The sequence below is a fragment of the Streptomyces sp. OR43 genome, from assembly GCF_008042275.1.
Taxonomy (GTDB): domain Bacteria; phylum Actinomycetota; class Actinomycetes; order Streptomycetales; family Streptomycetaceae; genus Streptomyces.
Genome location: NZ_RDBK01000114.1, coordinates 1 through 4,735, shown reverse-complemented (window position 1 = coordinate 4,735; position 4,735 = coordinate 1). Strand labels below are relative to the sequence as shown.

The window sequence follows — 4,735 nt, the reverse complement described above, 5'->3', positions numbered from 1 at the left end:
CGCGGGCCCTGCCGGCCGGTCTCGCGCGTGCCAGGTGCCGCACCCTCTGCCCGCATTCGGCACTCACGCCCCCAACCACACGTCACGGCGGGCGAATCCGCGTCGGCAAACCCGAACAAACCACTCTGGCGGCCGCCTTGAAGTCCGCGCCCCGGCAGCAGAGGGCGCAGAGGCCGGCCCGCCTCCCGCGGTCGGTTTTCACCGGGCCGTCAACGTGTTGAAAACGAGAAGGTGTTGCAAGGAACACGTGTTCTGTCGCAAGGTAACTGCTGCATCCCCCGGACCGGTGGGCTGCCCGTGCGAGCAGGCCCCGGAACGCGCAGTCACCGCGCCCCGCAAGCCACTCCCGGTCTCTCATCGCAGCCTGTCTGGAGGGCCCTCGACGATGACCGCACCGCTCACTCCCGCTCCCGCCTCTGCCCCGGCCGCACCGGCCGCACCGCCCTCGCCCGTACGCGGCGCCGTCATCAGCGGCCTCATCGGCGGCCTGATGGGCGCGGTGATGAGCGCGGCGGTGAACTACGCCGCCGTCGGCCTCCCGGACAGCGAAACGGCCAACGCGCTCAACCATGCGATATCGGGCCTGATCAGCGGGTTCATCGCCGGCTTCATCGGAATCCTGGTGCACAGCCGGAAGTCCGCATCGGCCGCACGCGCCGCCGAGGCCACGACCGCGCCCGCCGCCCCGCAGCCGGCCGAACCCGCGGAGCAGTCCTCCGACCCGGTGTCCGCCGAGGCCTCCGGCACGGCCGCCGTACCGGAGAAGTAGCCGCCGCCCGGGAGAAGCGGCCGCCGCACCGCATCGCATCGCACCCGCCCGTCCTCCTTCCCTCCCCTGGCGGAACAGGGGAAACCCCAACGGGCGAACGCCTAAATGCGGTGATATGACTGATTTCAGATTCAGCCATTCGACGCGGCGCCTGGAGTGGACGATGGACGATTACCCTCTGCTCAACCTGTTCTGGACCATGCTCTGGTTCTTCCTCTGGATCATGTGGCTCTTCCTCCTGTTCCGGGTCATCATGGACATCTTCCGCAGTGACGACCTCGGCGGATGGGCCAAGGCAGGCTGGCTGGTCCTGGCACTCGTGCTGCCGTACCTGGGCGTTCTGGTCTACGTGATCGCCCGTGGCAAATCCATGGGCCAGCGGGACGTGAAGGACGCGAAGGAACGCGATGCGGCCTTCAAGGCGTACGTGAGAGAGGCCGCGGGCTCGTCCGACGCGAACGGTGCGCCCAAGAGCAGCCACGTCGAGGACCTTTCGAAGCTCGCGGACCTCAAGGACAAGGGCGCGATCTCGGAAGAGGAATACCAGCGGGCGAAGACGAAGCTCCTCGTCTGACCACCCGACATGGCGACGGTGCCGGCTGCTCCACGGCCGGCACCGTCGCCATGTCGTGCCGTGTGGTGGCATGGCGTGTCCTGCCGCCGGCCGCGAACGCCTCGGGGTCGACGGCGGCGTGCGCCGCGTGACCGGCCACCCACTGCGCCGCCCACAGGGCCAGTGCCACGCCCTGCCCCATCGTGGGGTTGGTGTGCGTGACCGCGTCGCCGACGCCGACCAGGCCGCTGACCACGGGCCCGGCCGGGTCGGAGAGCCCGGTCCAGCGGTTGTCGAGGCCGCCCGTGGCGAGCACCCGGGAGAGCGCCTCGGGCCGCAGGTCCAGCCACGCGGCCACGGCGGGAAAGGTCCGGGACACCCGTTCGAAGCGGGTCCAGGAGCGCCCCGCGGGTGGGGTCGGCGGTGGACACCGTCAGGAACACCGCGAAGGTGCCGTTGTCGGACGGGAACACCCCGCCGACCGCGAAGGCGGCCACCGATCCCGCCTTCACCCGCCCCGGTTCCCGCGGCCCGTCCGGCGGCAGCATGCCGATCGTCCCGGGCGGCCCGGCGGGAACCACCCCGGCGAGCAGGGCCGGGCCGGGGCGGTCAGCCGAGCCATGACCCGCAGCCGGTTGTGCAGGTTCACCAGCGGCCAGCCCCAGAGGTAGGCGACGCGGCCGAACGCGGTGAGGTAGGCGTCGTTCATCAGGGTGTCGGGCAGTGGGCCGGGAACGGCAGCCGGCGCGAGAGTACGAGCGTGCCGACGAGGTGAGGACAGGACCTCGGATGAGGGTGCGGGGCTGTTGTCCATGCGCATGTCTCCGAAGTTCTCGCGCAGGTCGGAGTGGCCGACGCCGATCCTCGGGACGACAGCCGAGGAATCGCTCGAACCACGGGCCTCGCCCACCCTCGCGCTTCCCTGACGGGTGCGTCTTGACCGTGCACGACGGATGTTTGTCACTTCGCGACCTGGGGACAGCCGTGCCGGCCCGCGGGGCCTGCCACCAGCGTCGGATCGGGTCGACGGCGAACGCCGCGACGTGTCAGGGCATGCGCAGGTCACCGCCCGACAGGCCCAGTTCGGCTTCCGCGAGCACGCGGGCAAGGCCGGCCAAGGGCTGGTCGCGGTGGTCGATGCTGGTGTTGATGTACGCGCTGGCTCCGTCCACGACGGCGAGGATGCGCACGGCGGCCGCCCACGGATCCTCGCAGTGGAACACCTGCTCCCGCACGCCTTGCGTGATGATCTGTTCGATGCGGTGGCACCAGCGCAGCTCCTGGCTGACCACCTGGTCGTGCAGCACGGGACGGTAGCGGGACAGATGTCGCGCGTTGAGCCAGAGCTTGCTCACGTTGTCGAACTCGGTGTCCGAGATCAGGGCGAAGAAGCGTTGGAAGGCGCGCAGAGGGCCGGGGCTTCCGGGCTCGGCCGCCGCCTCCGGCAGCAGGCCGTCCAGCTCTGCCGTGGTGGCGCTCGTGAACGCCTCGGCGACGAGTTCCTCGACCACGGGGAAGTAATGGTGGATGAGTCCGGACTGGACTCCGAGGCCGTCGGCGATCCGCTGCCGGGTGACGCACTCCAGGCCGTCCTCGAGCCCGACCCGCGCGGCCGCTGCCACGATCTCGCGACGGCGTTCGGCCGCCGATTTGCGGACTTGCCTCTCAGGACCCCTTGACGTCATGGCAGGGATGCTATTGGCTGTGCAGCCAAATGACAATTGGCCCTACAGCCAATAAATGGGTCGCCGCTCGAACGGCTGCCGTGGTCCCAGCCCGTAGCCGGGCAGGAACGGCGAGCCGACGACGACCTCCACCGTGTGAGCGCCGCCGAACGCGCCCAGCAATGCCAGGAGACGAACGTGGACCACAACCGCGCCGATGCCGGTGATCTGGCGGAATACGGCTACGAACAGGAGCTGAAACGCACCCTGTCCGCGTGGGCCGTGTTCGCACTCGGTTTCGCGACGATCTCCCCGGTGGTCGGCATCTACGCCGTCGCCCAGCTGGGGTTCGTCTTCGCCGGCCCCGCATGGATCTGGGCGGTCGTCGTCGCCTTCCTGGGGCAGCTGCTGGTCGCCACGGTCTACGCCGAGCTCTCCTCGCAGTTCCCGATCACCGGCGGGGTCTACCAGTGGGTCCGCAGGCTCGGCGGATCCAGGCTGGGCTGGCTGGTGGGCTGGATCTATCTCGCCTCCGCCATCGCGTCCCTGACCACCGTGGCCTACCTCGGTTCCGGCTGGCTGCACATGCTCTTCAGCGACTCCGCGCTGTCATCGACGACCCATGTACTGCTCGGAGTGGTCTTCATCGCCGTGGCCCTGGGCATCAATCTGCTCGGCGTCAACCCGGTCAAGCACTTCCTCAACGCGGGCATCGTCGCCGAAGGCGTCGTCTCCATCGCCGTCAGCGTCTTCCTGCTGCTCTTCGCTCGCCACAACGGCTTCGGCATCCTGTTCGACAGCCTGGGCGCGGAGTCCGTCTCCGGCGGGTCCGTCGCGGCCGGGTTCGTGACATGTCTGGCCGTGGCCGGCTGGGCCTTCCTCGGGTTCGACGCGACCACGCAGGTCGCCGAGGAGACCGAACGGCCGCGGCGCAGCGTGCCCCGCGCTCTGCTGCGCAGCTACGTGTTCGTCGCGTTCACCGTGATGCTGACCTCGATCGCGGTGACGGTGGCGCTGCGCAACCCCGAGGACGCCGTCTCCGGGAAGACCGTGGACCCCGTCTTCGACGCGGTGACGCAGGGCCTGGGCAGCTGGAGCGGAAAGCCGTTCATCGTCGTCGTCCTGGTCGCGTTCTTCGCCTGCGCCATCTCGATCCAGACCTACATCGGGCGGGCCGTCTACGCCTTCGCGCGGGACCGGCAGCTGCCCTGCTCCACCCAGCTCGCGAGGGTGGGAGAGCGTCAGATCCCCTGGGTCTCGCTCACCGTGACGGCCGTCCTCGCCGGGCTCGGCCTCCTGCTCGGACTCAACGGCAACGCGGCGGCCACGCTGATCTCCTTCGGATCCGGTGGCTTCTACTTCATCTTCCTGGCGGTTGCCCTCGTCGCGCTCTACGCACGCCTGCGCGGCCGCTGGAATCCGGCGGAGGGCGAGTTCCGCCTGGGCCGGGCGGGCCTGGTGATCAACGTTCTCGCCGTGGTGTGGCTGCTGTTCGAGGCGGTCAACATCGCCTGGCCCCGCGCCGAACTCGCCCCGCCTTCCGGAAGCTGGATCCAGGTGTGGGCCGTGGTCCTGGTCTTCTCCGCGCTGCTCGTCATCGGCCTGGCGTACGTCGCCGTCGCCAAACCCCACACCCGGCTCTCCCCCACCCTGTCGAACGACGAAGTCAAGGCTCTCTGAGTCGCCGTCGCCAAACCCCACACCCGGCTCTCCCCCACCCTGTCGAACGACGAAGTCAAGGCTCTCTGA

General features: G+C 69.6%; 5 protein-coding genes. 3 read left to right on the top strand and 2 right to left on the bottom strand.

Going from position 1 to position 4,735, the window contains the following annotated elements:
* Positions 1 to 385 precede the first annotated feature (385 nt).
* Both EAO72_RS41335 and EAO72_RS41330 read left to right on the top strand, forming a co-directional pair.
* A complete protein-coding gene (locus tag EAO72_RS41335; protein ID WP_148022527.1) occupies positions 386 to 769 on the top strand; it encodes a hypothetical protein in 384 nt (127 codons plus the stop codon).
* Positions 770 to 932: 163 nt separating this feature from the next.
* Complete coding sequence (locus tag EAO72_RS41330) at positions 933 to 1,343, top strand: SHOCT domain-containing protein (RefSeq protein ID WP_148022526.1); 411 nt, start codon at positions 933 to 935, stop codon at positions 1,341 to 1,343.
* Positions 1,344 to 1,830: 487 nt separating this feature from the next.
* Here EAO72_RS41330 and EAO72_RS42395 read toward each other — a convergent pair whose 3' ends face one another.
* Positions 1,831 to 2,232 carry a hypothetical protein gene (locus EAO72_RS42395; RefSeq protein WP_187285458.1) on the bottom strand — a complete coding sequence of 134 codons (402 nt, stop codon included), beginning with the start codon at positions 2,230 to 2,232 and terminating at the stop codon, positions 1,831 to 1,833.
* Between the two features lie 136 nt (positions 2,233 to 2,368).
* Positions 2,369 to 3,007 (bottom strand): TetR/AcrR family transcriptional regulator, encoded by a 639-nt coding sequence (locus tag EAO72_RS41320; protein WP_148022525.1) that lies wholly within the window; start codon positions 3,005 to 3,007, stop codon positions 2,369 to 2,371.
* Between the two features lie 177 nt (positions 3,008 to 3,184).
* Between EAO72_RS41320 and EAO72_RS41315 the strand changes: the two genes are divergently transcribed.
* Entirely contained in the window at positions 3,185 to 4,666 is a 1,482-nt protein-coding gene (locus EAO72_RS41315) for an APC family permease (protein WP_148022524.1), read from the top strand.
* Positions 4,667 to 4,735 lie beyond the last annotated feature (69 nt).